This is a genomic window from Embleya scabrispora DSM 41855 (genome assembly GCF_000372745.1).
Lineage (GTDB): Bacteria > Actinomycetota > Actinomycetes > Streptomycetales > Streptomycetaceae > Embleya > Embleya scabrispora.
Window position 1 is genome coordinate 66,733 of sequence record NZ_KB889686.1, and the last position, 26,811, is coordinate 93,543.

General features: G+C 68.6%; 21 protein-coding genes. 19 read left to right on the forward strand and 2 right to left on the reverse strand.

Features of this window, described 5'->3' with window-relative positions; genetic code table 11:
• Positions 1-298: 298 nt before the first annotated feature.
• Complete coding sequence (locus A3IC_RS62910; RefSeq protein WP_020554216.1) at positions 299-1,132, forward strand: hypothetical protein; 834 nt, start codon at positions 299-301, stop codon at positions 1,130-1,132.
• Between the two features lie 175 nt (positions 1,133-1,307).
• Here the strand turns inward: A3IC_RS62910 and A3IC_RS57720 are convergent, their stop codons facing one another.
• On the reverse strand, positions 1,308-2,483 hold the full coding sequence (locus tag A3IC_RS57720; RefSeq protein ID WP_040877498.1) for a carboxylate-amine ligase: 1,176 nt from the start codon (positions 2,481-2,483) through the stop codon (positions 1,308-1,310).
• 732 nt (positions 2,484-3,215) lie between these two features.
• Here A3IC_RS57720 and A3IC_RS62915 point away from each other — a divergent pair.
• The 4 genes from A3IC_RS62915 (at position 3,216) to A3IC_RS57735 (ending at position 8,177) form a co-directional block, all read left to right on the forward strand.
• Entirely contained in the window at positions 3,216-4,613 is a 1,398-nt protein-coding gene (locus A3IC_RS62915; RefSeq protein ID WP_020554218.1) for a vWA domain-containing protein, read from the forward strand.
• A complete protein-coding gene (locus A3IC_RS0132300; protein WP_040877499.1) occupies positions 4,610-5,626 on the forward strand; it encodes a hypothetical protein in 1,017 nt (338 codons plus the stop codon). The genes A3IC_RS62915 and A3IC_RS0132300 overlap by 4 nt, the downstream gene beginning before the upstream one ends.
• A gap of 427 nt (positions 5,627-6,053) precedes the next feature.
• Complete coding sequence (locus tag A3IC_RS57730) at positions 6,054-6,917, forward strand: SAM-dependent methyltransferase (RefSeq protein WP_281174557.1); 864 nt, start codon at positions 6,054-6,056, stop codon at positions 6,915-6,917.
• 630 nt (positions 6,918-7,547) lie between these two features.
• Entirely contained in the window at positions 7,548-8,177 is a 630-nt protein-coding gene (locus A3IC_RS57735) for a hypothetical protein (RefSeq protein WP_158696179.1), read from the forward strand.
• A 278-nt stretch (positions 8,178-8,455) separates the two neighbouring features.
• Here A3IC_RS57735 and A3IC_RS0132315 read toward each other — a convergent pair whose 3' ends face one another.
• A complete protein-coding gene (locus tag A3IC_RS0132315; RefSeq protein WP_020554222.1) occupies positions 8,456-9,814 on the reverse strand; it encodes a hypothetical protein in 1,359 nt (452 codons plus the stop codon).
• A 543-nt stretch (positions 9,815-10,357) separates the two neighbouring features.
• On the opposite strand from A3IC_RS0132315, the gene A3IC_RS0132320 reads away from it, so the two are divergent.
• The 14 genes from A3IC_RS0132320 (at position 10,358) to A3IC_RS0132380 (ending at position 26,811) form a co-directional block, all read left to right on the forward strand.
• Positions 10,358-10,978 carry a DUF6668 family protein gene (locus A3IC_RS0132320; RefSeq protein WP_020554223.1) on the forward strand — a complete coding sequence of 207 codons (621 nt, stop codon included), beginning with the start codon at positions 10,358-10,360 and terminating at the stop codon, positions 10,976-10,978.
• A gap of 83 nt (positions 10,979-11,061) precedes the next feature.
• Positions 11,062-11,301: a hypothetical protein gene (locus tag A3IC_RS0132325; RefSeq protein WP_020554224.1), complete on the forward strand. Its 240-nt coding sequence runs from the start codon at positions 11,062-11,064 to the stop codon at positions 11,299-11,301.
• Positions 11,302-11,357: 56 nt separating this feature from the next.
• Positions 11,358-12,152, forward strand: a complete 795-nt coding sequence (locus tag A3IC_RS0132330) for a DUF8175 domain-containg protein (RefSeq protein WP_020554225.1) — start codon at positions 11,358-11,360, stop codon at positions 12,150-12,152.
• Between the two features lie 72 nt (positions 12,153-12,224).
• Complete coding sequence (locus tag A3IC_RS0132335) at positions 12,225-13,859, forward strand: hypothetical protein (protein ID WP_158696180.1); 1,635 nt, start codon at positions 12,225-12,227, stop codon at positions 13,857-13,859.
• Entirely contained in the window at positions 13,859-15,358 is a 1,500-nt protein-coding gene (locus A3IC_RS0132340) for an SCO6880 family protein (RefSeq protein ID WP_020554227.1), read from the forward strand. Before A3IC_RS0132335 ends, A3IC_RS0132340 begins: the two co-directional genes overlap by 1 nt.
• 48 nt (positions 15,359-15,406) lie before the next feature.
• Positions 15,407-16,984, forward strand: coding sequence for a P-loop NTPase family protein (locus tag A3IC_RS0132345; protein ID WP_020554228.1), 1,578 nt, complete (start codon positions 15,407-15,409; stop codon positions 16,982-16,984).
• Position 16,985: 1 nt separating this feature from the next.
• Positions 16,986-17,831 (forward strand): hypothetical protein, encoded by an 846-nt coding sequence (locus A3IC_RS69045; RefSeq protein WP_158696181.1) that lies wholly within the window; start codon positions 16,986-16,988, stop codon positions 17,829-17,831.
• A gap of 52 nt (positions 17,832-17,883) precedes the next feature.
• Entirely contained in the window at positions 17,884-19,635 is a 1,752-nt protein-coding gene (locus A3IC_RS0132355; RefSeq protein WP_020554230.1) for a type IV secretory system conjugative DNA transfer family protein, read from the forward strand.
• A complete protein-coding gene (locus A3IC_RS63925) occupies positions 19,632-20,186 on the forward strand; it encodes a DUF4913 domain-containing protein (RefSeq protein ID WP_020554231.1) in 555 nt (184 codons plus the stop codon). Before A3IC_RS0132355 ends, A3IC_RS63925 begins: the two co-directional genes overlap by 4 nt.
• 22 nt (positions 20,187-20,208) lie before the next feature.
• On the forward strand, positions 20,209-20,388 hold the full coding sequence (locus A3IC_RS0132365) for a hypothetical protein (RefSeq protein WP_020554232.1): 180 nt from the start codon (positions 20,209-20,211) through the stop codon (positions 20,386-20,388).
• 48 nt (positions 20,389-20,436) lie between these two features.
• Entirely contained in the window at positions 20,437-21,609 is a 1,173-nt protein-coding gene (locus A3IC_RS57745) for an NlpC/P60 family protein (RefSeq protein WP_020554233.1), read from the forward strand.
• 1 nt (position 21,610) lies between these two features.
• Positions 21,611-22,270 (forward strand): hypothetical protein, encoded by a 660-nt coding sequence (locus A3IC_RS62920; protein ID WP_020554234.1) that lies wholly within the window; start codon positions 21,611-21,613, stop codon positions 22,268-22,270.
• A gap of 236 nt (positions 22,271-22,506) precedes the next feature.
• Positions 22,507-24,018: a hypothetical protein gene (locus tag A3IC_RS62925; protein ID WP_158696182.1), complete on the forward strand. Its 1,512-nt coding sequence runs from the start codon at positions 22,507-22,509 to the stop codon at positions 24,016-24,018.
• Between the two features lie 162 nt (positions 24,019-24,180).
• On the forward strand, positions 24,181-26,811 hold the full coding sequence (locus A3IC_RS0132380; protein WP_020554236.1) for a fibronectin type III domain-containing protein: 2,631 nt from the start codon (positions 24,181-24,183) through the stop codon (positions 26,809-26,811).

Below are 26,811 nucleotides of genomic sequence, written 5' to 3' on the forward strand. Positions count from 1 at the left end.
CTTCGAGCGGGCTCCGGCGGATGGCCGTGGACATATCCAATTCACGCGCGTTTCGCGATATGGGGGGTGAAGTGGATCTTGCCCGGTGACCCGATGGTAGGTTTCTCCCGATTGTCAGCCGGTGCGACCGGATCCGGCCGCCTCATCGGGCCCGCCGGACGGCGGCCGTGATGCGAAACGAGTCCCGATGTCCGAAGACGGTACGCGGCATGCGCGCGACGCCCGCCGCACGACGGTTCCCACGTCCCTTCCCCGCCCGAAGCGGCCATGGCACCGTCGGCGCAGCGAGAGCGCGTCGATGCCTGCGGCCGCCGCGACCGGACGGGGGCAGGTCCGGGGTATCGCGGTGATCGCCTGCGCGTTGGCCGTGTTGGCCACGTCCAGCGCGTGTGGGGGCGGTGACGACGAAAAGGCCGATTCCCCGGCCGCGGGCGCGCGGTCACCCGGGCAGTCGGCACCTCCCGTCGCGCCCGGCACACCCGCGGCGTCGGCCTCCGCTCTCGCCTCCCCCGACGCCGCCCCGACGGGCTCGACACTGAGGTCGTGCGCGACCGTCACCGCGACCGCGAAGCCGACCCGGGGCACCCTCAGCAAGGACGACCTGCGCTCGGCCTCGACCAACTCCGTGCCGCTGACCGGTGACGAGGTGTTCGGCCTCCCCGAACTCTCCTACAAATACCCGGGCGGCACGCTGACCCGGACGTGCGTGAAGATCCTCGACAACTGCGCCCCGATAGCCTCCGACAAAGCCGCCGAGCTGATCGCGAAGTTGGGTTGCACCCGTGCGGTCGCGGCGCTGTACGTGGACAAGGCCAACAACGTCCAGACGACCGTCGGCGTGTTGGAGATGCCCACCGCGATCGCTGCGGCAACGCTCGCCGAGAGCGATGCGGGCGCGTACAACCAGGTCGAACAACCCACCGCCCCGATCACCAAGACGTTCGAGGACGGCGCCGCGTACAGCTGGGTCAGCGAATCGCTGTACCGCTACTTCATCTACGAGATGACCGGTCGGATGGACGGCACGGACCGCACGCCGGCCGAGGTCGACAAGCACGTCGCGGCGCAGAACGCCGTCTACCACCTCGTGGGCGACTCCCTGGACCGCCGCTCGGCCGCGGCGGGGTCCTAGGCCGACGGCCGTCCCCGGCCCGACGGCAGGCCCGGGCAAAGGCGCTGGAAACGGTGCGGGGGGCGGTAGGCACCGGTTCCAGCGCGTTGCCGGGCGTGGGGTCGTGCTGGTCGCCGAGGGATCGCACGGGGCGAGTCGGCGGCGCCGAGCGTGTCCTGGGCCCGGTCCGGTGGATCTAGGCGACCAGCGTCGACGAGTCGGCGGTCCGGGCCGGGGGCATCGGGTTCGCCGTCGCGCTTTGGGGTTTCAGGGACGCGCCCGGGAGGTCGGGGAAGGTGAGGGTCTGGGCGCGGAGCAGGTTCACGGCCGCGCGCGGCGACGGATCCTGGAGGCGCAGTTGTCGAGCGGAGCTGCTGCCTTCCTCCAACAGCCGTCGCGCGACGGTACGGACGAAGGCGAGGTCGCCGGAGGCGACCAGGTCCGGCATCAGTTCCTCGATCAGTTGCCACACGACCACGCGCGCCGAATCGGTGGCCATCGTCGTGGGGTCGATCAAAAGGCCTTCGAGGCCCGAGCGGGCGGCTCGCCAGGTCGCGGCACGCAACCATGCCTGGGAGTGCCGTCGGGGTTGCTCGCCGCTCTCGGCCGCCCGAACGCCGCGTTGTACGAGGGCACGGAAAAGGAGGGCGATCAGGACGGAGGTGTCCACGTCGGGACAGGCGTCGCAGATGCGCATCTCGATCGTTGGCACGTGTGAGGACAGGCGCAGGTCCTGGTAGTGCATGCCGAGGTCGAGGATCACTCCCGAGCGGACCATGCCCTCCAGCATGTCGTCGTACTCTCGGGCCGAGGCGAAGCCGTCGGCCGGGCCCGCCGAGGGCCACCGCTGCCAGAGCATGTTGCGCCAACTCGCGTAGCCGGTGTCGACACCGAGCCAGTAGGGCGAACTCGCCGACAACGCCAGGAGCGTGGGCAGGTGCGGCGAGATCCAGGACATCGCCCGCGCGGCCACGTCGCGATCCTCCACGCCGACGTGCACATGCAGTCCGCACACCACCTGCTCCTCCGCCACCAACGCGTAGTCGCGTTTGATCGCGGCATAACGATCGCCTTCGGCCTGTGGCGAGTCCGCCAGTTCCATCAAAGGCGCGGTCCCCGAGGCGATCACCGCGACCCCGATCTTCTCCGCGGCTTGGGCCAAGAGTGTCCGAGAGCGGATCAAGTCGGCACGCAGGTCGGCGAGTTCGAGATGGGGCTCGCTGTTGGTCTCGATGGACGCTTCCTTGGCTTCACCGGTGAAACCAACCGCCGGAAGTTCGGCGAGCAGTTCCGTACCGGCCGGGCTCAACCGCCCGGTGCGTCGGTCGACGATGTGAAACTCTTCTTCGACACCCACAGTCCGAATCGACATATGTCCCCTTGAGATGTGTATCGCGTCCGTTGTCGTGCGCGGCGCGTCCGATGGCGGCGCCGGATCGGCGCCCGTGGAACGGGACTGCTCGAATTCGGTGCGGCACCCGGCGCCGAAGGCGCGCACAAGCCTGTGCCGACTGGTCCAAGGCGCCCGAAACCCGTTGGCCTACAAGGCCGTTGGACAAGACTGCGACCCCGTGACCGTGCTGCCAAGTCCCATTGGGTCCAGGAAGTCTTGCGCTCAGCGCGCCTGGTTCTGGGCCTCGATCGCACATGGTCGCGTTAAGGGGCACGGAATCCCATTCGTCACCCGGTGCGCCGGCCCGTACCCGCTGTGGAGCCGACGGGTGCGCGATATGGCTATCGATCGCGGGCGGCGACGTCGAGGATGAGGCCGACCCACGGGCAGGCCCGGGGCTTGGTTCACCTTGCCGTGACCGAGACCGACCGTCGAACCTGTTCGTCGTGTCCCACGTCGTCCGGCGGGGTCCGCAGGCGGCACGGGCGTCGCAAGGACCCCGCAGGGCGCGCGGGAGGAACGGGCGGAAGAGCAGGTGTCCGCCCGGAACTCCCCTCCCGTGAGTCGTTGCCGGCTCGCGGTGGTCGACCGCCGACAGCGAATCACGGAACGGCGACCGCCGTCCAGGGTTCGGCACCATCCGGCCCCCTCATGGGGTCGTGAGGGAACCGTGATGGTTCCTCCCCCTTGGCATCCGAGGCGTTGGATCCCATGATCGACTTCGTGATCCGATACCTACACACACGCTCGGCCGTTGCCCTGGGCGCGATGTCCCTGGCGCTGTACGGGCCTGTGTCCGCCGCGGCGGCCGAGCCCGCTCCACCGGCCGAGGCGACGTCGGCCAAGGTGGAGTTGGTACTCGACCTGTCCGGTTCGATGAAGCAGAACGACGCCGGCGGGCAGACCCGGCTGGAGGCCGCCAGGCAGGCGGTGAACCGCATCATCGACGCCGCTCCGGCCGACGCCCGGGTGGGCATCCGCGTCTACGGCGCCACATATCCCGGTGCGGACAAGGCCGTCGGCTGTGCCGACACCCAACTCCTGGCACCGGTCGCGGTGATGGGTGAGAGCGCCAAGGCCGCGGCCAGGCAGCGGGTCGCCTCCCTGAACGCGGTGGGATTCACTCCCATCGGCAACGCCCTGCGCGCGGCCTCCGACGATCTCGGCACCGAGGGCGAGCGGCACGTCATCCTCGTCTCCGACGGCGAGGACACCTGCGCGCCTCCGCAACCATGCGATGTGGCACGAGAGTTGAACGCGCGCGGCACGAAGTTGACGGTCGATACGGTCGGCTTCAACGTCTCCGGGGCGGCCCGGGACCAACTCAAGTGCATCTCCACCGCCGGCGGTGGGGTCTACGCCGACGCGAACGACACCGACTCGCTGGTATCCAACATGTCCAGCCTCTTTCGGCGGGCCTGGACCCCCTACGACGCGTCCGGACGACCCATCCGGGGCGCGACGACCGGCTGTGCGAACGCGCCGATGGTCGAGGACGGTCAGTACCTCGACGCCTTCGTCACCAGTCGGGACCTGTGGTACCGCATTCGCAAGAATCCGGACGAGGACCTTGCCATCGGCGCCACCGCGATCTTCTCCGAACGCATGCGCGCGGGCGACGACCGGGACAACTCCGCCTTCCTGACCCACCTGTTCATCCGCTCGGGTCCCGCGGACCAACCCCAGAGCTGGATTCTGAAGGAGGGCGTCGCCTTGGAGGCGAACAACATCGTCACCACCGGCGCGGCCGGCGGGACGAACAGTTCCGCCCGGGCTCCGGACGGAATCGGCTGCCTGCGCATCTCGCACAACGCCGAAGTCGACCCGCAGCGCCGGATCCTGCTCGAACTCCTGATCAGTCACCCCAAGCGCCCGGGTGCGGTGAACGCCGCGAGCAATCCCGCGCCCGAGCGCTCGGCACCCGTCGCGAGCGGCGCGCCCTCCGGGGCACCCGGCACCGACACCCGCGTCCCGGTCACCGCTTCCTCCGACGACGGCGGACCCGGCACCGCGATGACCCTCACCCTGATCGCCGGCGCCGTGTTGCTGGGCGGCGCGCTCGGGTCGTTCCTGGCCGGTTCCCGGCGTGGGCAGGGGAGGCAGGCGTGAACGGCGTCATGCGCGTACGTGCGGCAGTGGCCGCGGTCGGCGCGGTCCTGGCGGTACCGACCATCGGCGCGATGGCCGCCACTCCCGCGGCGGCTGCCGACAACCCGAGCGGTTTCTCCTTCAACAGTGCCGGCGAGATCGGACCGGGGATCCACCGCGAGAGCATGGTCGTGGGCGACTTCCTGTTCTGGCGCGTGTTCGTGCAGCCCGGTCAGAAGCTCTCGATCAAGGGGTCCGTCGACATTCCGGCCGACTTCCCACACAAGCAGGGTCCCCGGTTCGTCCTCAACCTCTACAACCCGCTGCGCGAGGCCATTCCGCTCCTGGACAACCCGACGAACCAACTCGTGCCCGGTACCACCCACTTCGAGGCCACCTCGGGTGCGTGGACGGTGGGAGACGGCAAGAAGTACGAGAACTTCGACGGCACCAGAGGCTCTTTCAAGGAGTTCAAGGACGACAAGTACGCTCTGCGCGGCTCCTATTACATCCAGATGTCCATCTCGGGCGCCGAGGGACCGCAGCGCGGCATCGTGGTGCCGATCAAGCTGGAGGTGTCGGTCGTTGGCACCGTGGTGCAACGTCCGGATCAGCCGGCGGGGCCCGAGGAGGACCCCGGCTCGACGGGTGGCGCAGTCCCCGAGGCACCTCCCTCGGGTGGGACGCGGACACTCGCGAGCGGTACCGCGCCACCGGTGGCCGGTTCGGGCGGCAACTCGTCCTCCGTGGCCTCCGATTGGAGTGCGCCGGTGGGCGGCGCGGTATTCGCCCTCATGCTCGCGGCGGGCGTCGGCTACATGCTGCGCCGTCGGTTCGCCGTCACCGCGCCCATACCGGCCTCGCCATGGAGCGCGCACATGCACCCCGACACGGCGCCGCCCCCGACCACGTGGCGACCCGACGAAGCCAGGTACGCCCCGGGCACGGCACCCGAATCGCACGAGGTGACCCAGGCGTTCGAAACGCCCCGCCGCCCGGAGCACCCGCCTGGCGCGGCGCCGCGATCGCACTGAACCACGAGCCACGAGCCACGACCACAACGCGTTTCGGGCCGACCCGCCCGCCCGATGCCCCGGTGGAGCAATCCATCGGGGCATCGCGCGTTCGGTGGCGGCCCATCCACGGGAGGGGCGAGGGGGCCGGTACGCGTCGGTGGTTGCAACGTTGCTGCAACCCCCCTCCGGCGTCTGGTGGAAGTTCGTGCGCTCGCGCACACTGCCGGGACACGGGTCGGCGACCTTGTGGCCGATGCCGAAGGTGACACGTGCCGCCCTGTGCACGGCAGCTCGGTGGCGAGGGGCTGTGCGGCGCGGTCCGCGCCGATCGGTCGACGGGACCGCGACCCGAGAATCGGGAAGGTCGATGATGGTGATGTCTCAGCGGACCACGGACCGCCGCTCCCCTGTCGGTTGCCTACCCGAGGAGCAACCGTCGGTACGGGTGCCCTCGGCGCGACCGTCTCGCATACGCACCGAATTCCCGCATCCCGCCCGCATGTACGACTACTACCTCGGCGGCAAGAACAACTTCGCGGTCGATCGCGGCGCCGCCGAGGCGGTACTCGCCCTGGCCCCGGAAGTCCGCTCGATGGCCTTCGCCAATCGCGCCTTCCTGCGCCGCGCGGTGTCGTTCGCGACCGGGTTCGGGATCCGGCAGTTCCTGGACATCGGGGTGGGTCTGCCGGCGGCCGGTGACACCTACGAGTGCGCGCTGCTCGGGACGAAGCAGGCGCGGGCGGTGTACGTCGACAGGGATCCGATGGTCCTCGCGCACGCCCGGGCGCTGTCCGCCCGCCCCGGTCGGGTGTGCGTGGTCGACGGTGATCTCCGCAATCCCGGTCCGCTGTTGGAACGGGCCGCCGAGCGGGGCGGCTTGGACTTCGATCGGCCGGTGGCGGTGGTCCTGACCGCAGTCCTGCACTACCTGTCGGACGCTGACGACCCCTGGTCCGCGGTGAGTGAGGTGATGGCGGCGACCAGGCCGGGCAGCATGCTGCTGCTCTCGCACGCCGCCGCCGATCTGTGCCCGGAGGCGGCCCGCAAGACGGCCGCGACATACCGCCAGTCGGCGGCCCGGCTGTTCCCACGCACCGCTCCAGAGGTGGGCGCGCTGTTCACCGGGCTGAGTCCGGTCGAACCCGGTGTGGTTCCGGTCGCGTCCTGGCGCGCGGGCCGACTCCCCCGCGTCCATGCCGAGCGGCAGTGGATGTATGCGGGAGTCGGCGTCAAGCCGCCGTCGACGGGTCGGTGGCAGTGCTCCGGCGCGCGGCATGGCACGACCACCTCCCGGAGTTCGTGTCTGTAGAGGGCTCTCGGGCCGGCCCGGAGCGGATGCGCAGTCGGCGTTCGGAACGGGCGCGGTGGAGCGTCGGTGGGCACGGATGCTACCGGTGCATTTACCGGACCGTGGTACCCGCGCCGTCCTTTCCCCGGTGATCGGCGGTCCACGACGATGGTCACCGTTGCCCGGACGCCGTCGGATGGTCCGGAGCGACAAGGTGGTGCGGCGGGAACCCGCGGGTACCCGGCCCAGTCGGGGTCCCGCCGGCCCGGTGCAGGAGACGCTGTCCGAGCCCCGGACGCATCGGGGGATCTCCTGCCGTGGGCCCGACCACCCGGCGCGTGGTGCGATGTGGCGGGCGGCCCGCGACCTGATCGACCCCGTGGCCGCGGTGACTCGTCCCGCGGTCACGGTGGTCTTCGGGGCGATGCCGGAGAGGGCGTGCCTCCAAGGTGCCGTCGGCGGCGCGAACTCCCTTTATTACTCGGGTGTTTACCAGTCCCAGGTGCCCGTCGCGGCCTTTGTCGCACCGTCGCGATTCGCGAGGATATGGGTATGCCGCAGAACGCTCAAGAGGCAACACGCAAACGCGCATCCAAGACGCCGGCCGGTCCTCGAACCCGCCGCCCCGGCCTGCTTTTGGGAGTGGAGGGGTTGGAAGCGCACGACATCGGTTCCGCGCTGTTGCGCTCGATCTCCTCTCCTCCGCGGATCTTCGTCGGGTCGGCTCGCGAGCCGAACGCCCGGCCGGATTTCGCCACCTTGATGGCGTTGGCCGAGGCGGTCGGGGGCGAGCCTTACATCCGTGGGGGACGATCCGCCTCCGAAACCCTGACGCTGGTCGCCATGCAGACCCATCGCTACGAATCGACCCGGCTGTTCCTGGCCGCCGGCCGCACCGTCGTCGAGCAGCGCGGCGTGTACACCGCGGCGGTCGAGGACGCCGTCACCCGTCATCCCGGCGACTCGGATCGGGCGCACTGGGCGGCGCGACGGTTTCTGTCCACCGTCGCCGAGTGGCGTCCGCTGCCCGATGTCGTGATGCTCACCGTGGACGAACCGGAGGCGGTCGTCGAGCGGTTGCGCCAACAAGACCGCGAGCAGACCCTCGAACCCAACCAACTCCTGGAGAAGGCGACTCTGTTCCGGTTGCTCGCGGCGGATGACCCGGACCGGTTCCGGATCTTCGACCGGCGCGGGATCGACGAGACGGAGCTGGGCAAGGCGGTGCGCGACTGGTTGATCCGGATGCTGCCGGAGGAAATGGTCTCGCGGTCGGCCTGAGTGGGGACAACGAATGGCGCCGACCCCCGTCGGGGGTCGGCGCCCGGCTTGGCGTCTCGGTTGCCTCGGTCCTGCGGTGCGAGCGGCGTCGCGTCGTCGCAGGAAGCCGGGGTGAGGTCAGCGGCGGGGACCGTGTGAGCCACGTATCGCCCGGGGGCCGGCGGCCCGGAAGCCGTCTCGTCGGGTACCGCCGCCTCGGCCTCGGTTGTGCGGCGCGGGGGAGGAAGTCATGTGTTCGTCCTTTGTGTTCGTGGTGGGAATCACGGGTGTGGTGGGGGTCAAGGTTTTCGGGAGGCACGTCGGCGCAGCAGGAGTGCCGCGAGACCGGCGCCGAGCACGATCGTCGCGGGCAATCCGGCCCAGACCAGCGGGCCGCCGAAGGCTGCGGATCTCTCGTCCCGCGCGGACGAGTCGGTGAGCTTGTGTTGGGCCAGGACCGGGTTGCGCGTGCCCGGTGACTCGTTCGCCGGCGGGGTCGAGGGCCGGCCGGGCCCGGGCGGGTGCGCGTCCTGCGCGTACGCCGGGCCGGGTTCCTTGCTGCCGGCCACCGACACGTCGACGGCCAGCGAGCGCGATTCCCCTTCCCCCTGGGCCGCCACGGCGATGTAGTACCAGCCGGGCAGCATGTCGGCGACCTCTTGTTGCCGGTCGCTGCGATTGAGGAAGCGCACCGGACGGGTGGCGAAGGGATTCAGTCCCTTGGCGAAGATGTGCTCGGTGTCGTGCACGCCCGACGAATCCTGAGCCAGTTGCTCGCGGATGGGATTGTAGAAGTGGGTCTGTACTCCGATGATCTCCTTCCCACCGCCGACCCGGGTCTGGAAGGCGAGGCTCTGGCCCCAATCGAGGCGGACCCGGTAGAAGGCCCACTCCCCCGGGGCGAGGGTGTCGGTGTAGTGGCCGGACCCGGGCAGGGTGGTCGCCGAGGCGAACGAGCCGCCGCCGACCACCGGTCGCAGCGCACCACCCGGCTCGGTGTATCGCGCGATGTCGGCTTCGGGGGGTCCCTGGTCCAGGACCTGCGGTTCGAGCAGCACCTGGAGTTCGAGCGGCGCCGGGGGTCCCGTGCCGCGACGGGTCACCGAGAACACTTGCCGTCCCGGTCCACCGCATCCGTTGGCACCGGTCCCCGAGGCCGTCCAGCGCACGGAGGCGGTGACAACCTTGGACAGGTTCTGGTCGAGGCCGGTATCCGAGGTGCAGACGCCGGAACCACGCTCGCCGATCTGCTTGACATCCAGTGCTTCGAGGCCCTTGATCCGGCTGACGGTGGTACCCGAGACGTAGACGGTGTGCCCTGCGGGCACATCCACGGCGTAGTACTTCACCTCCTTGTCGGCCAACTCGTCCAGGTAGCTTCCGGGAGCCAGCGCCGCTGCGCGGGCCGGATCCGGGCCACCGTCGACCGCGGTCCCCGTCGCTTCGTAGCCGCGCGGCGCGGTCTTGGCGACATCGATCCCGGTCTCCGCCTCGGCCCGCTCGTTCGTCGATCCGGAGGCGTCCGGGACAAGCACCGCCGGGGCCGGTCCTTCGAATTCGGCCGCGTGCGCCGGCGGCCCGCCGGGCAGTGCCGACGCGGCACCGAGCGCGACCGTGAGGGCGGCGGCCGCGCAAGCCGGAAGTGCTCTGGATCTCATGCCGGGAATGTAGATCGAGTTGCAGTCGCAAACAAGAGATTCGCTAGTAGAAATCTTGGCGCAGCCGCCGATGCCCCCATTTGTTCCGATTGATCAGCTTGCCGCCCGTATGAGCAGCGCATTCGCGACCACGCGGTGCCCACCCGGCCCGCGCAGGCCCACCATCCGACGACCCGACTGTCGTTGCAGTTGCAAACGTCCGGTCGGTGCCGGCGAGGACGCGACCCGTTCGCCGCATCGCGCACATTCACTGTGCACATCGAAACTCGTATTCGCCGGGACGGCACTTTGCCAGTGCAATGTGTAACCGGAAAATCGAATCGTCGGCCGCTCGTGCTCTTGTACTCTTGCCGCAGGAATCCGATGCGACCGGACCGGTCTCCGGAGCCGAACCAGGGCGAATGATCGGCGCGATCGAGATATCACCCATCCAAGGTGCAGTGGCGTACACCTGCGTGCGACCGTCCGGAAGGCGGGCACGTTCGAGTCGCATGAATTCACATGCGATAAATAGCCGATCCAAGAGTTGAGGCTGGAGGTGCGATGAGCAAACCGACGGTAACCAATCCGTGGATTACCGCCACCGTCACCGAAGTGCCCGAAGTCTTGGACCCGCAGCCGGCACCGTCGGCCACCATGCTGCCGACTCGGCCCCGGCTCGGAGCGGTGCTGCCTCCGCACGACGGTGGTCTACCGATTCGACACCTTCACCCGAACGAACAGGCGCCGTGGTGGTGGCTGGGCTGTCATGGGGGTGCCGGCGTCGGCATGTTGAGCGCCACGTTCCCCGACGGTCGGGACGCGGATCGGCACTGGCCGGTCCCCGGTGACGGCACGTCGACGAGCGTCCTGCTCGTCGCCCGCACCAACGTCCCGGGTCTGCGGGCGGCGCAGACGGCCGCTCGGCAGTGGGCCTCGGGAGGCGTGCCGCAGGTCCGGTTGCTGGGCCTGGTGGCGGTCGCCGACGCGCCCGGCACGCTGCCCAAACCGTTGCGCGATCTGGTGAAGCTGGTGGCCGGGGCCTTTCCCCGCACCTGGGCCGTCCCATGGATCGAACCGTGGAGATTCGGCGAAACCCCTCCGATCGCCGAACTTCCGAAACCGCTGACCCGGCTGGCCGGAGATCTAAGCCACGTTGTTGCGAGAAACCGAGGCTCCTGGTGATATCTACTGTGTTCGCTGCGATCAACGGAATACAGGCGTGGGGAGACAATAAATCTCCGTCACCACCGCCCCCCGGGCCGTCCATGCCGAAGCCCAAGACTTTCACGCCGGACTCCAGTCTCACCGACGGCATCGCGAAGGTTGCCGGCGTGGTGTCCTACGGAATCCTCGCCTTCTCGTTCCTGGTCGCCCTGGTATGCACGGGCATGATTTGGAAGGCGCACAAGGACGGCGGGCAGGCGTCCTTCGTCGGACTCGGCATGGCCATGCTCACGGTGATTGTTTCCGGCAGCCTGGCCACCATCTTCAACTGGGTGACCTGACCCGCGAACCCGTCCCATTTTGACCGTGATTCGCGGCCTCATCCGGAGTAGAGCGCATGGCCTGGTTGAGAAAGGAACAGTCGGCATCGAGCGGATACGACGATGAAGGCAGCCGTTTCACACAGCCCGGCTTCATCGCATCCGCGCTTGTCATCCTGTTCGTCGTCCTCAGTGCCGTCTATCTCGCCGTGGCGGGCAACGACGGAAAGACCCGATCCGCCCCGCCTTCCGCGGCGCCCAACGTCGCCCCGGTGACTCTGGCTCCCATCCCGGACTCCGTGTCCGCCGATGCGAACGAGTGTCCCTTCACGCCGGTGACGGATGTGACCCGCCCGACGCAACCCCCTCGGGATGTCGCCTGGCAGTCGTTCCGCACGGTACTGCTGCCGGCCTCTTCGACGGCCGGGCCCATGGTCACCCAGGGCGACGTGGCCCGCTGCTACCAACAGACCCCCACCGGCGCCCTGTTGGCGACCGCGCAGATCACCACCCGGTACGCCCTGGCGGAGAACTGGCTCCGAGTGGTCGCCGAGCAGGTTCTGCCCGGGCCGAGTGCGGACGCCTATTCGCTTCCGCGCATCGAACGGGAGTTGACCCGCGGCGCCCCGCGACCACCGGAGCCCGGGAGCATGTCGCAGATCGCCGGTTTCAAGTTCGTCACCTACAGCTTCCAATCCGCTTCGCTGGAAATCGCGCGCCGCACGCCGGACGGCAAGTTGCAGGCGTTCGTGCACACGGTCGTCTGGACGCACGGCGACTGGAAGTTGGAGCTCCAGCCGGACGGCGCCGATGCGCCGATAGGAAGAAACCTGATCTCGCTGGAGGGGTTCATTCCCTGGGGGGGCTCTTAAAACGTGGAGCGGAAAACATGGCGGGTCACGCGGCCTCGGGCCGCCCACCGCCCGACCGGTCGCAGGGCCTTCTTGATCACGGCGCGGGCAGCCGTGCTCCTCGGCTTCGTGCTGTCCTTCCTCGTCCTGCAAAGCGGTCACCCCAGCATGGCCGTGGATAAATATGACAAATCTTGCGTCTGGTTTCCGGACAATGCCGCGGGATCGAAGTGGACCTTCTACTGCCCGGGTGAAGATTCCTCCGCAAAGGACGAAACCGGCTCGTGGAACGGTTTCCAGCTCATCGGCGGCGACACGGCGAAGGCCAAGGAAGATCTGGATAAATGGCGCAAGAACGAACTCAACCTCACCGGTAAGGCATTGGAGGCGGCCGGAGGTCTCGGCAACGAGCCCAACACGCTGGAGGAGCCCCAGAACCGATCCTTCATGCTGGACGGCGCTCAGAAGGCCCAGAGCCCGTGTGTCCTGATGGACGGAAAGCACGGCGGGGCCAACGAGAAGCGTGACGTCAAGTGCGTCGAGGTCCGGGAAATGCTGGAGAAGAAGCAGCACCCGTGCACAATGGCACCGCCCCAATCGCGCCCGTTGTGCATCCAGAACCACCTGTCCTGGTCCGACTACGCCAAACCGGCTCCCGGCGACCTGCCGTCGTGCGACACCACCTCGAAGACCTCGGTCTGCCCCGACAACAATGTGGTCGCGCAAAACGCGAAGGGTGAGGACAGCAAGTTCCTGAACGAACCCATCACGTTCATTCGCGACCAGAGCAAGAGCGCGGTGCGCACGACGTTGTTGTGGTGGATCAAGGCGCCGGATCCCTTGATCAGCGAAACCGACAAGACGGACTGCGACGACGGCACCGGCAAGTACACGGACCGCACGAAACCGTATCCGTGCAGCAGGAACACCACCGACTTCCTCACCCGGCACACGAACCCGTTCACCTACTTCCTCGCACTGGCCTGCGTCATATTCGCCGGCTTCAAGCTCGCATACACGCGCGACGCGAGCTCGGTGAAGGATGTCATCAAGGGAACGATCACTCTCGTCCTGGTCACCGGCAGTGCGATCTTCCTGGTCAATGTCGCCGTCCGGGCCTGTCAGGGATTCACCGACTGGATCGTCGTCCGCGGACTCAGTCCGGAGACCAACGGCGCGGCCAACACGGACCGCGCACTCCAGGAGGCCGCGGACAGATTCGCGCAGAGTCTGGAGGGGTTCGATTCCATCGTGCTCTTCCTCCTGGCCGCGTTGATCATCATCTCGTCCAACATGGTCCAGTACTTCTACATGACGGCCCGCTTGTTCTTCGTGATCGTGCTGACCGGGACACTCCCACTGACCGCCGCGGCCACCTCGACCGCGGCCGGCAGAAGTCTGTTCCAGCGGCACATCTCGTATCTGGTCGCGTTCATCTTCGTGAAGCCCGCATCGATGATCATCTTTGTCGCCGGCGCCCGACTCTGGGCACCGCCGGGATATCAGGGTCTGGACTACAGCGATCAGTTCCGCGGCTTGTTCGTGCTCGCGCTGGTCACCTTGGTCGGTCCCGCGACCGTCCGGGTCGTCTTCGCCATGACCGGCCCGGCGGCCGGATCCAACGCGGCGAACATCGGTGCGGCGGGCGCCGTCCTGACAGTCGGCGCGAGGAGCGTCGGAGCCGCATCGAACCTGGTGCGACACCGGAACCAAGGGGGCAACAACTGATGAGTAACGTCACCAGCCACGACGTTCGCACATATGGAAACTGGCAGAAGCCGATCTCGCCCGGGCTGGGCCGCCTCGGCTTCATCGGCACCGTGGCCGGCATCGGTGGTCTGCTGCTGGTCATCCTGGTGATGATGATCTCGTTCGTCGCCGCCCTCGTCGTGGGCGTGCTCATCGCCCTCGCCCTGCTGCCGATGGTCATGCGCGACAAGCACGGTCGCAACGGCTTCCAATGGGCCGCCGCCCGGGTCTCCTGGAGCGCGGGCAAGGCCCAGGGAGCCCATCTGTACCGATCGGGCCCGCTCGGTCGGCTCCTGCTCGGCACCTGCAAGCTGCCCGGCCTCGCCGCCGCCTCCAAGCTCTTCGAGGCGCACGACGCGTACGGCCGACCGTTCGCCCTCGTCACCATTCCCGCGACAAATCACCACACCGTCGTCCTCACCTGCAGCGCCGACGGCGCCTCCCTCGTCGACCCCGACCAGGTGGACACGTGGGTCGCCTACTGGGGCCTGTGGCTGTCCCAGATCGGCCACGAGCCCGGTCTCGTGGCGGCCTCGGTCACGATCGAGGCCGCGCCCGACACGGGCGAGCGGTTGCGCGGCGAAATCGACGGCAACGTGGTCGCCGGGGCGCCTTCGCTCGCCAAGCAGGTGCTGGAGGAAGTGAGCGAGGCCTACGGGCAGGGATCGGCACAGATGTCGACGCGGGTGGCACTCACCTACTCGGGGGCCGCGCGAGGAGCGCGGGCACGTCGCAACGCCGAGGAGATGGCGGTCGATCTGGGCATGCGGCTCCCCGGACTGTGCAGCAGCCTGCAGATGACCGGGGCCGGCCCGGCCCGGCCGATGACGGGTCGGGAGTTGACCGAACTGGTCCGGGTCGCCTACGACCCGAGCGTGGCCACCTTCATCGATCAGGCCCGTTCCGAGCGTACGAGCGATCTGCGTTGGGACGACGCCGGCCCGACGGCCACCGAGGAATCGTGGGGCCACTACCGGCACGACAGTGCCTTCTCGGTCACGTGGGCGATGTCGGAGGCTCCTCGCGGCGAGGTCTATTCGAGTGTCCTGACTCGCCTGGTGTCTCCGCACCCGGACATCATGCGCAAGCGGGTGACCCTGTTGTACAGGCCGCACGATCCCGCGACGTCGGCTCGACTGGTGGAACGCGACCGCAAGGACGCCATGTTCAAGGCGAAGCAGTCCAAGGTCGCCAATGCCCGCGACTCGATCGCGGTCCAGGCCGCCGAGCAGGCCGCCCGCGAAGAGGCGACCGGCGCGGGACTCGTGCGGTTCGCCATGCTGATCACCGCCACCGTCAACGACGCCGCCGACATCAAACTCGCGGCGTCCGCGGTGGACAACCTCACCGCCTCGTCCCGGATCCTCGTGCGGCGCGTCTACGGCTCACAGGCCTCCGCGTTCGCGGCGGCGCTCCCGTTGGGGCTGGTCCTGCCCAACCACCTCAAGCTCCCACAGGCTCTGCGTGAAGCGGCGTAACCCGTCGGGTCCCCGGAACACGCGCTTCGGACAAGGGAGTCGAGCCCGTTGACGAACAACACTTCGGTCGATCACAGCACCGCCTTCGACGCATCGGCGTCCTTCGCCGCATCGCCCGCGCCCGACAAGGCGCGCAAACGTTGGGGACGCAAGTCGAAGCAGTCCGGCGACAGCGCCGGCAAGCAACCTCGGCCGCAGATTCGACGGCCGGGGCCCAGGGGTTTTCGCGGCTGGGGTCAGGGCGCACCCGCGTACGTCGAGACCCCGCCGGAATGGCGGGGCACGACGGTGCAGGTCTGCGGCCTCTGGCCGTTCGGCGCGGGCTCGGGCACACCCGGCGTCGGCGTACCGCTGGGCCGGTCCCTGGCCGGTGGCGCCACGGTGTGCTGCGACCCGATCAGTTGGTTCACGCGTGCCAATCTGTTGCTGAACCCCAGTGAATTCGTGCTCGGCAAGCCGGGATTGGGCAAGTCCACGATCGTGCGCAGGCAGGCTCTGGGGCTCGCCGGGTACGGCGTCAATCCGGTCGTCTTCGGTGACCTCAAGCCCGACTACGTGGATCTGATCGAAGCCCTCGACGGTCAGGTCATCACGCTGGGGCGCGGGCGCGGCTATCTCAACGTGCTCGACCCCGGAGAGGTGACCGAGGCGGCCGCACGGCTCCCGCTCAAGGCCCGGCAGGCCCTGCTGGCGGAGGCGCACGGCAGGCGGTTGAACGCGGTGGCCTCGCTGGTCACCGTCCTGCGCGGGCAGCCGCCGACGGACCGCGAGGAAAGCATCCTCAACGCCGCGTTGACGGTCCTGCACGACCGACACGACGGCGTTCCGGTCATGGCGGATCTGGTGCGGCTGTTGCGGGACGCGCCCGACCCGGTCCGTGCGGTGGCACTCGATCGCGGTGATCTCGCCCGCTACCGGGACATCACCGAGGGCCTGGAGGCGTCCCTGGTCGGTCTGCTCGGCGGCGGGCGGCTGGGCGAACTCTTCGCGCACCCCACCACCGAGGCCATGCACCACGACCGCCCGGTGTGTTTCGACGTCAGCAGCATCGACGACTCCGAGGGCCAACTTCAGGCCGCGGCCCTGCTGGCCTGCTGGAGCTACGGGTTCGGCGCCATCTCGGTGGCCCAGGCCCTGGCCGACGCCGGACTGGAGCCGCAGCGGCACTACTTCGTGATCCTGGACGAGCTGTGGCGTGTCCTGCGCGCCGGACGTGGGCTGGTGGACCGGGTCGACGCATTGACCCGACTCAACCGCCAACGCGGCGTCGGCATGGCGATGATCACGCACACCATGTCGGACCTGTTGGCGCTGCCCGCCGAAGAGGACCGGATGAAGGCCAAGGGCTTCGTCGAGCGCGCCGGCATGGTCATCTGCGGCGGTCTGCCGGCCGCGGAGATGCCGCAGTTGACCGAGGTCGTGAGCATGACGGAGTCCGAGCAGCAGATCATCACCGACTGGTCCACTCCCCCCTCCTGGGACAGCGAAATGGGCACCGACTCGGCGCCTCCCGGGCGTGGGAAGTTCATGGTCAAGGTGGGCGGGCGTCCCGGCATTCCCGTGCAGGTCGAGCTCACACCGTCCGAGCTGCGCATCAACGACACGAACCGCAAATGGACGACGTGACATGACGAGGCGAGATACCGGCTTCGGTCGAACGCGGGCGAGCGCAGTCCCGGGTCGGATTCTGCTGGTCGTCGCAGCCGCGATCCTCATTCTCCTGACGGGCGGAACTCCTGCGGGAGCGGACGAATCGGATTATCCACCGGCCAATTGCCTCCAGGTGCCTCGCGATCTCCAGGGCGTCGTCTTCAAGGTCTATTGTCCGGGAAAGGCAGCGCGCGAATATTCCAACGACGTAAGCGGTTGCGACGGAGGCCCCAGTAGTCCTTCGTATGTCAATCGGGACGGCGTTCCGGACCTGACGAATTTCTGTAAATACAATGTTCGCAAACAACTGAAGGACTGGCTGCTCAACGACAAGAACAAGACCGCCGGGCACGTGGATCCGGGCAATATCCGGGACAATCCGTGCGATGCCCTCCCCGATAAATACAAAACCGGATGCCCGGACATCCGCAAGTCCAAGTTCCAGGACCTGTCCACCCACCCGTGCATGCTGAAGAACGAATCGGGCGCCGATTACCTGGAACCCGAACAGCAGAGCAAGTGCCTGAGCGACAACTCATGGTTTCAGAACGGAATCAAATCACCACCCCGCGGTGACAAGAACTCGTACAACACCCAGGACTACTCGGGCCCGCCCGAGGTCATGGACCCGCTCATGGAGGGGGCCGGCTGGGTGGCCTGGGCCTGCCTGGTGGGCTGCTTCTTCAGCGCGTTCTGGTGTCTCTTCCAATTCGTCGGCGCACGCCGCAGCGGCGGGGAAATGGCGCACGGGGTGGTCTATGTGTTCATCGGAACCCTGATCGTCGGCAGCGCATCCAGCATCACCCAGTTCGTCCTCATCTAGGGATGTTCCCGCCCCGGCAGGCCCCACGAATGCCAGAAAGGAGGTTCTCCCCGTGAGTGCCACCAACAAAAAGCGCGGCCCCAATCCGTACGGCGACATGTACATGATCCTCGCCGTCGTGGGCGTGCTCATGGCCGTCACCGGGGCGATGTGGGTCGGCGCCATGGCCACCCGCGCCGAGACGGACCTCAAACCACCGCCTCCTCCCGTCATCCTGCTCGGCCTGGTGCTGGACAAGTACACCTGGCCGGGGACCGGCGCCACCGTCATCGCCGTCGCGCTGTGCGTGGTCATGGCCGCGGCGGCCGGCGGCGCGACCTACCTCGTGATCGTCCACCAACGTGGCCTGCTCGACATCGATCGGGCGATTCCCTACCTGGCCAAGCCCCGCGATCTCCGTGCCTCCACCACCAAGGGCGTGCGGGCGAAGGCGGACGAGTTCGGTCTTGATCCGACCGAAGTGCCCGGACTCTACATCGGCAAGACCGTGCGCCACGGCGTCGACGTGTGGGGCTCGTGGGAGGACATGCACGTCGACATCTGGGGGCCGCGTACCGGGAAGACGACATCGAGGGCGATTCCCAACATCGTCGCGGCGCCCGGTGCGGTGGTCGTCACCTCGAACAAGCGCGACATCGTCGACGCGACACGCGGCTCGCGGGCCCGGCGCGGCAAGGTGTGGGTGTTCGACCCGCAGAACCAGGCCGGCGCCAAACCCACGTGGTACTGGGATCCGCTGTCCTACGTGGGCAGCAGCATCACGCTGGCGGTCAAGATGGCGGGCCGGTTCTCGTCCATCAACCGACCCGCCCACTCGCGCAGCGACGCGTACTTCGAGCCGGCGGCGGAAGACCTGATCGCGCATCTGTTGCTGGCCGCGTCCATCAGCGGGAAGCCCATCTCACAGATCTTCACCTGGCTCACCCGCCCCACCGACGACACCCCCGAGCGCATTCTGCGCGAGCACGGCCACATCCCCTCGGCGGACGCGGTGGACTCGGTGATCACCGCGCCGGATCGGCAACGGGCCGGTGTCTACGGCACGGCCGCCCAGATCGTCTCCTTCCTCGTCGCGCCGACCGTGACCGCGTGGATCGAACCGGGGAACGAGCCGAACCGTCCGGCCTTCGACTACAAGGCATTCGTCCGCGGTGGCGACACGCTCTACATGCTGTCCGAAGAGACGAACAAGATGGCCGCGCCCCTGGTGACGGCCTTCACCGCGGCGATCGCCGAGGAGGCCGAGAACACCGGACGAGACTGTCCGGGCGGCCGGTTGCCGATCCCGATGCTCTTCGTGCTGGACGAGGCGGCGAACGTCTGCCCGTGGAAGGCACTGCCGGACAAGTACTCGCACTTCGGTTCACGCGGCATCGTGATGATGACCATGCTCCAGTCCTGGGCCCAGGGAGCCGCGGCTTGGGGCGACGGAGGAATGGCGAAGCTGTGGGGCGCGGCCAACGTGCGTGTCTACGGAGGCGGTGTCCTGGACACCAAATTCCTCGGCGACCTCTCGGCCGCCTCCGGCATCTTCGAGCCGGGCACCACCAGTTACACCCGCAAGTCGACCGACTTCTTCGAGAGCAACGTGAACAAGGCGTCGCGCTCCGAGGCCGTGCTCGACGTGGCGGACCTGACGTCGATGCCGCGCGGTCGTGCCTTCGTGCAATTCAGCGGGACGAAACCGGCGCTGATCCGCACGATTCCCTGGTGGGAGACCGAGTACGCCGAGGAGATTCGGCAGTCGATCGCCGCCTTCGACCCGAGCGCCCAGGCGCCGATGACACTCAAGAAGGTCTCATGAGCGATCCTCGCGATGACGAACCGCCGGCCCACCAAGGCGCTGCGGGCGAGCCGGCACTCGAGACCGAGCCGGAGCCCGAGAAGCTGTTCTTTCCGTCGGTGGACGTGTTCGTCACCGAGTATCTGGCACCGTTGTTGCGGCGCCGGCTCAACCGGTCGTTGGCCGTGTGGTGTCCGAGTTGGTGGGCGCACCCGGAAGCCGTCGCCCGATTGACCAGCCTGTGGCGGGCCTTCGAATACCTGCGCCGGGACCCGGCCCTGGGCGTTTCGATCTGGTGGACCCACCATGCCGATCCGCACCTGCGCGCCCTCATGGATCCCGATGTCGGGCCGTTCGCGGTGTGCGACCCCAGGGACGGTCATGCGAGCAGCCCGTTGGGGCCCCTGCCGCTGACGCCCGTTCCGCCCGGGCTGCTGGACCACCCCGGATTCCGGGTCGAGGAATCGATCTTCGAGAACATGCGGGCGAACGAAGCCGAGCACGCCGCCGCGCGGGACCGGCCCACCGGTTATCCCAAGGACAAGGTTCTGAACAAGAACATGGGTTTCTGATTCTCGAGGAGAGGCGGCGGTCATGGCCGACGAAACCGGTGTCGAGGGCATCGCGGAAGCGTTCTACAACCTCATCGGGGAGACGATGCAAAGGGCGGAGCAAACGCTCGACGTGGTCGGCGCCCAGGTGCAGCTCGGTGATTTCCTGCCGGGCTTGGATATTGCCGCCAAGGTGGCCAAGGGAGTGGCGACCGGGCGATAGGCGGGTCGATCGGACGGTCACGTCGATGCACAGGGGCGGGGAAAGGCGATGCAGAAAAAGAAGAAGAAGCTCGGGCTGCTGCTGATCCTTCCTTCCGGTGGGTTCCTGGTCTTCGTCATCGTGATGACGGCTCTCATAGCCGCCACCAATCCGCTCAACCTGCTGAGGAATCCACTGGCCAACGCCGCATTCAACGCGAACGCCGTTCCCCCTCAATTCAGGTCGTTCGTGGCGGAGACCGGAAACGTGTGCCCCGAGGTGACCCCCACGGTCGTCGCCGCGCAGATCGATCAGGAGAGCGGCTGGCGGCCGTCCATCGTGAGCCCGGCGGGCGCGGTCGGTCTGAGTCAGTTCATGCCCGGGACGTGGGCGACGTGGGGCGGAGGAGCCGCACAAACCGATCCGAGAGCCAACATCATGGCTCAGGAGCGCTACGACTGCCATCTCGCCGGCGAGGTCCGGAAGATGCAGGCAGGCAAGTACGGCACATGCACGATGGTGATGCACGGGAAGGTCTACACCAAGCCCGGGCCGAAGGCCGGTGAGATGCGCGGCGAGGTCTTCGACCTGATGCTCGCGTCGTACAACGCGGGTCCCGGTGCGGTCTGCTACTACCGGGGTATTCCGCCGTGGGACGAGACCGAGGGTTACGTCCCCGGGATCAAGAACATCATGAGCAAGTATTCGGCGCCGCAGATCGTGAGCGCCGTCTACTCGGGCGACAACAAGACACTCGGTGGACGCGCCGTCAACCTCGCCAAAGCATCGATCGGCAAGTATCCGTACTCCTGGGGCGGTGGGAGCTTCACCGGACCGAGCGAGGGCTTCGCCCAGGGGGCCGGAATCGTGGGCTTCGACTGCTCCGGCTTCGTGCGCTATCTCTTCCACCAAGCCTCCGGCGGGGCGTTGAAGCTTCCGCGCACCGCCGGCGAACAGGCCGGCGTGGGCCAACGGATCCTTTCCTCGGTCGGCCCGCCGAGCAAAGCCGAGGAGGCCAAGATGCAGCCCGGAGACGTCATCTTCTTCACCACTTCGGGCGGCCGTATCGGCACCGGAGCCACCCACCACACCGCCTTGTATGTCGGGAACGGGATGACCATCAATGCGCTCAAGACCGGCACGATCATCAGAGAGGACCCCTTCTCCCGATTCCTCGTGCGCGGAGCACAGGACGTGTGGACGGTCCAGCGCTATGCCGTCGCCACGACCGCTCAGGCCTGAGATGCGCGGACCCCTCGCGGTGCTCGCGTCGCTGACGATCGCCGCCACACTCGCCGGATGCGGCCTGGGCGACGGCAATGGCCGGGAAAGCGCTCGACCCTCGGGGCAGCCGGCCCCCACCCGAGGGCCCGTCACGACGGCCGAGGCGATTCCGACCTACCCGCAACCCTCCGTCGCCACCTCCCCGTTGCCGGCGCTGGTCGGACGAACGGGTACCCCCGCCGCCTCGCTTCCGGCGCCGGGCCAGGTCGACGGGCGCGACGCGACCGCCGTCGCCCGAGCCGTGGCGCAGACGATGTGGACGGTGGACACCACCATCGACGCGACCCGGTGGGACGCCGCTCAACGCGCCGCGCCGTTCCTGACGCCGCGGTACGCGGAAAGTCTGCGGCTGAGTCCGCAGGTCGCCGCGCCGGGAGAAACCTGGTCGACCTGGGCCGAGCACAAATCCGTCACCGCCGTGGCCGCCGCGTCCGCCGACGACCTGGGCAAGCCGGAGGACACGGAGACCTCGGCCTTCCACGCGTTCACCCTGACCGTCACGCCCACGGGCCGGGACGGCTGGCGCGGACCGGCCCTGACCACCACCGTGTTCGTCTCGTTGGAGCGTGCTTCGGCCGCTCAGCCGTGGCGGGTGTCCTCGGTCCGGGCCGCCGACTGAAACCGAGTGGGATGCCCCAGCACGGTGCGCCCGTGCACAGCCGTGGCGCGACGTCGGTATCGGCTTGCCCAGTCGAGGGCCGCGAAGGTTGTCGGCCCGAAATCGACCGCCTAGCGTCGGCAGGGAATTCGACGGCGCCCCGGCGCCGATCTCGGACATCAAGCACAGCGCAGGAGTACACCTTGGCCTCTCGGCGTTTCCTGAGACGCCGCCGGGCGCTGTCGACGCTCGCCTCGATGCTTGTGACCCTCGGCGTGGCAACCGGCTGCACGGCGATGGGCGGTGGGCAACCGTCGGCCGGGGAACGCAATCCCCTGGCGGCACCGCCGGTGGCCGCCTCCGCGCTGTCGGTCCCGCCGACCTTCGACGGCAAGCGGGGTTGGCGCAACGACGTGACCAACCGCGCCTATGCGCTCGCGCCGCGCGCGGGCTTCCTGCTCGATGTGTACGCCGGAAGCGACGAGTTCGGGGCACAGCCGGAGTCCTCGGCGAGCGGCGCGCCCGGCAGCGCCGAGAACGCGCCGGCCCCGGTGTCCACGGCGGACCCCACGGCCGCGAAGCAGAAGCCGAACGGAACCGTCCTGATCGCCCGCGGCGCGGACAAGGGCACCGTGGTCTGGTCGTCCACCCCGCTGCGGAAGTTGTCGATCGAACGGGCTCCGCAGTTGCGGGTGATCAACACCGACCAGGGCGAGTTCGCGGTCCTGGTGCGCTTCGGCGTGGTTCCCGGAAGCGGCCTCGTCCGCTCTCGGCGGCTCACCGTGGTGGACACGTTCCCGGTCGCCTCCTCGGGCAACACCGTGCCGCCGACGCAACATCTGGAGCGCGAGACCCCCGGCGAATTCGGCGGCTCGGGCATCTCGATCGACGACGGCGGAGTGCTCTTCCTGGGTGATCGGGTGGAAAACCCCGCGGAGGACTACATCGAGGTCGGACCGGCGACGTTGTGGAATCCGACGACCGGTGCGAGCAGCACCGTGCCGGCGGGAGAGCGCCGGCGTTCGCAGGTGTGCGAGGAGGACGCCGTCGACGGTTGCACGGTGCGGGACGTGCCCGTCTCCACCATCGGGGCCGGGGTGCTGACCGCCGAGACACCGGCCCGCCCCTGGGGCCGATTCGCGCTCGTCGGCGGTTGGAGCAGTTCCCGGATCGGTCCCGACGGACGTACCCGCGGCACGCTGTTGGGCACCCTGCCGGGGGCGATGCTCGTCGCCTGGGCCGGCCCGGACGGCCAACCCACGCTGTACGCCGTGCACGATCCCGCGTCGGGTGCGGTCCTGTTCTCCGGACGCTGTTCCGCCCCCGGCGGTGGGGACTTCGACCCGCAGGGGCTGCGTTCGCTCTTCGACGCCGCTCCCGGTGGGCGCTACGTCGTGGCGGGTTCGCTGGCGCTCGATCTGTCCGCACGCACCCTGACCTGCCTGGCCGGCGACCACGACCATCGTGGCGTCGAGCTGGGCGCGGTGGGTGACGACGGCATCGCCTTCGGCTCGTTGCTCGCCGACGGCCGGGTCCCCCGGGAGGGCGAAGAGGCGACGCCCGCCAAGGAGCCGGCGCTCGTGCGCGTTGCCGCGGGCGGCATCGATCCGCTTCCCGCCGGAACCGCGATTCCGGACCGGCTCACCGCTTCGGGCGCGGGGTTGTTCACGCTGTCCGTCCAAAGCGAGGAGGACCCCACCGCGTCGACGGCGATCGCGATGTATCCGGCCGCACCGGGTTCGCCCACGAGCGCCGCGCCATCGAGGTGAACCCTTTCCCACCCACCGCACCGGCGGCCGGTCCCCTCGGGAACCGGCCTGCACGTCTTTCGCAACATCCGAAGAACGCGTCGACGCTCACGCCGGCCGACTTCGGCCGCGTACTCGCTACCCAAGGATCGTGGACCGGTCCGTGTTCCAGGGAGAAGCCCCATGTCCCAGCGCTCTGCGCCCGACTCGCCGACCCCGTCGTCGGCCAAGGAACCCGATCCCCAGCGGCGCTCCGGCACGCCGCGCGAAAGCCGGCTGTCCCGCATACCCGGCCTGTCCCGACTGCGCCTGGACCGTAACCGTCCGACCGCGATCATCGCGATCGGCGCGGCCGTCTCCGTCGTCGCCGCCTCGGTGGTCGTCGGCATCGGCGCGGCGGGGGCCGACTCCGACCTCTCGGACGTCGGCGCGTGGCTGCCCAGCGGCGGAAAGAACATGGTCGTCCACGTCAATGGCCTGACCGGGCGCGTGGATGCCCGAATCACTCTGCCGGGCGGCCAGGACCCCACCACCTTGCAGGTGAGTACGGACGGCAAGACCGTCCTGGTCCTCAATCAGCGAACCGGGCAGCTCAACCAGATCGACCCCCGTCAACTCACCGTGGCCCAGAGCTCACCGGACGGAACTCCCAACCAGGACATCGCCACCGGCGGCGGGAACGCCTGGCGCATCACCCCCGGCAAGGGGGAGGTGCAGCGCATCGACCCGCGACCCACCACCGACGCGGCCAACGCGCTCGGCTCGTTCGCCACGATCGGCCCGCCGATCGTGTTCCAGGACGCCCAAGGGGCACCGATCCAGCTGGGCAAGACCCAGGCGGACGCCGACGGCACCCTGTGGGTGCCCCTGTCGGCCACCGGCGAGGTGGTGCCGGTGCGTGGCTCCGACCGGGGAGCGCCGATCAAGGTCGCCGAGCCCGGACATCAACTGTTGTTGACTCTGGTCAAGGCCGCGCCTCCGTCGAACGAAGGCGGGCAGAAGTCGGGCGCGGACCGGGTGCTGGTCACCGACGTGAGCGCGGGCAAGGCCATGACGCTGTCCCAGACCGCCGTCGCGAGCACCTTCAAGCTGCCGACGGACGCGACCAAGGGCGCACCGGACAAATTCCTGGTGCCGGGTGTCAACGAGGGGGCGATCGTGCCCTTCCTCGCCTCGGACACCGGTTCGTTGATCCTCGTGGACATCAACAGCGGCTCCGTCCAGGCGACTCCGATCCAGACCGGGAAGCACACCTACGGAAGCCCGTCGGTGCTGGGCGCGAAGGTCTACGTGCCGGACCACGACACGGGCGCGCTGCTCGTGTACAACACGGTCCAAGCCAAATTCGAGGAGCCGATCAAGGTCACCGGCGTCAAGGGGAAGCTGGAGGCGTACGTCAACAACGGCCTCCTCTGGGTCAACGACCAGAACAATGCGGAGGCGGCCGTCGTCGACGTGCAGGGTCGCATCCACCGGATCGGCAAGGACGGCGAACCGGGTGCGGACGGGGTGCCGGGCGACCAGTCGACCCCGACCCCGAGCAAGGCACCGGGAACCGGTCCGACCACTGCCCCACCGACCACTGCTCCACCCACGCAACCGCCTTCCGAGGACCAGCAGTTGCCGGGCGGCGGCGAGGCGCCCCCGCAGGACGTGCCGGATGACGATCCGGTCCCGCCGCTCCCGGGTGACGACGCGCCGAAGCCCGTCCCCCGGCCGTCGGCGACCGGCAACCCGCAGGCACCCGTGCCGCTGCCCACGGACACCGCGCCGAACGATCCGATCGAGGTGCCCAAGCCGCCGTCCTCGCGGCCGACCGCGCCGGGGGCCGGTACGCCCACCGCGTCGGCGACCGGGACCGCGCCGGCCACGAGCGGGCCGACCGGCACCTCCGCCCCGACCGACTCCGGCAAACCCCCCGTCACCACTACGCCGTCCACACCGCCGTCCACCACCCCGCCCGAGATGAAGGCCCCGGGCACGCCCAAGGCCACGTCGAGCCAGGGCAAAATCACCCTGACCTTCACGCCCTCGGACGGCGCCAAGCCCACCCGATACACGCTGGGCAATGTGACGGCCGGACTCTCCGTCACCCCCGATTCGATCGGTCCCGGTGGCACCATGAAGTTCACCGTCTCCGGCGGTGAGTGCGGCAAGGAGTACAAGTTCTACGTCAGCGCCGAATACGCCGGCCGAAAGACGATGAACTCGGGTTGGTCCCAGCCCATCCAACCGTGCGTCAAGCCGCCGCAGCCGGCCGGCGTCTCGGTCACCCTGGCAACCGGGGGCCACGGCGCGACGCTGAAGTGGACCGTGCCCAAGGGCACCGACCCCAAGACGACCTATCAGGTCAAGGTCGGCACCCGGGCTCCGGTGACGGTCTCCACGACCACGTATGTCGTCAAGGACCTCAAGAACAGCAACAAGTATCCGGTCACCATCACCGCGAAGAACGCCGCCGGCAGTGGCTCCGCCACCACGACGATCAACCTGACCCCGCCGCCGCGCACGTACAAGGTCGGCCCCAACCGCAGCAACTCGATCGGCATCGGCATCCACGCCGGTCCGCGGATCGATGCCGCCACCCGCAGGGGTGAGATCGGCGCCAACTACACCGGCAACATCACCGTGCAGTGCCAGGTGAAGGGCGAGAACGTGACTCGCACCGCCACCAACGTGCACAGCGCCATCTGGGACCGGGTCGTCTACACCGGACCGGGCAAGGACGCCACGGGTTACGTCAGCGACCTGTACATCCGAACCCCCCAGACCGACAAGGGAACCTTCTCGCCTCCGCTGTGGGAGTGCGAGTAG